Origin of the sequence: Collinsella sp. Sow4_E3 (assembly GCF_052116285.1) — a bacterium.
In the GTDB taxonomy this organism is placed as follows: Bacteria; Actinomycetota; Coriobacteriia; order Coriobacteriales; family Coriobacteriaceae; genus Collinsella.
Map to the genome: position 1 here is coordinate 1 of NZ_JBQKLJ010000077.1, position 817 is coordinate 817.

At 65.9% G+C, this 817-nt stretch carries 1 protein-coding gene and 1 pseudogene; both read left to right on the forward strand.

Going from position 1 to position 817, the window contains the following annotated elements; genetic code table 11:
• Positions 1–269: pseudogene (locus ACTQ48_RS11310) on the forward strand (hypothetical protein); the annotation flags it as partial.
• On the forward strand, positions 266–802 hold the full coding sequence (locus ACTQ48_RS11315; RefSeq protein ID WP_441571003.1) for a nucleotide kinase domain-containing protein: 537 nt from the start codon (positions 266–268) through the stop codon (positions 800–802). The pseudogene ACTQ48_RS11310 and the gene ACTQ48_RS11315, both read left to right, overlap by 4 nt.
• Positions 803–817: the final 15 nt, after the last annotated feature.

Consider the following 817-nt stretch of genomic DNA (forward strand, 5'->3'; position numbering starts at 1 on the left):
GGATCATCGGCACAGGCTACAACGGCTCTCCTCTCGGGATGGATCACTGCCTCGACGGGGCCTGCCCACGTGGCCGCAAGTCCTACGAGGAGAAGCCTGCCTTCACGGACTACAGCGACTGCATCGCCACGCACGCTGAAGTCAACGCTCTCGGCCAGCACCTCGAGCTCACTGGCGCGCTGCCGTGGACGATGTACTCGACGTGCGCGCCGTGCCCGGACTGTGACGCCGCTCTGAAGAAGTTCGGTGTCCGAGTGGTGGCTCCATGAACGTCGACGAGGCACTGAGGTACATCCAGTTCGTCGAGGAGCGGCACTACGTCTGGATCCGTCGCCAGAACGGTGCCTCGGCTCCCTGGACGGACGATCCCACACTCCGGCGAGCCAAGTTCACGAACGTCTATCGCGTCCTGGACGCGGGCTCTCAGTTCCTCCTGACCCAGATGCTCCAGGATCCGGACGCCGAGTGGGGCGACCAGGCGTTGCGCGCCTACCTGGTGAAGTACAAGGGGTGGATCCTGAACGTGACGCCCGATCGCGAGCTCGCGTCGTTCTCGGCCATCCTGACCAAGCTGGCGATCGACTGTGTCTCGCCGGAGGGCAGCGCCGCGCTGTACGAAGGCGCGTGCGTCAACAGGTTCGAGAGCCTCGAGGGTGCGGTGATCGACCGCAAGGACGACGTCGTCCGCAACGAGACGGTCGACAAGATGCTCGCGGCGGCGTTCCTCGCGGCCATCCAGCGTTGGGCTGACGCGCTGCCAGCCGAGCGCCGCGAGGGCCTCGAGAGGGGGCAGTGGAAGTGAGCGTCGACTATCGGC

Excerpts from the sequence above, each read along its gene's own strand:
- ACTQ48_RS11315 (WP_441571003.1), top strand. The coding sequence starts at position 266 with ATGAACGTCGACGAGGCACTGAGGTACATCCAGTTCGTCGAGGAGCGG.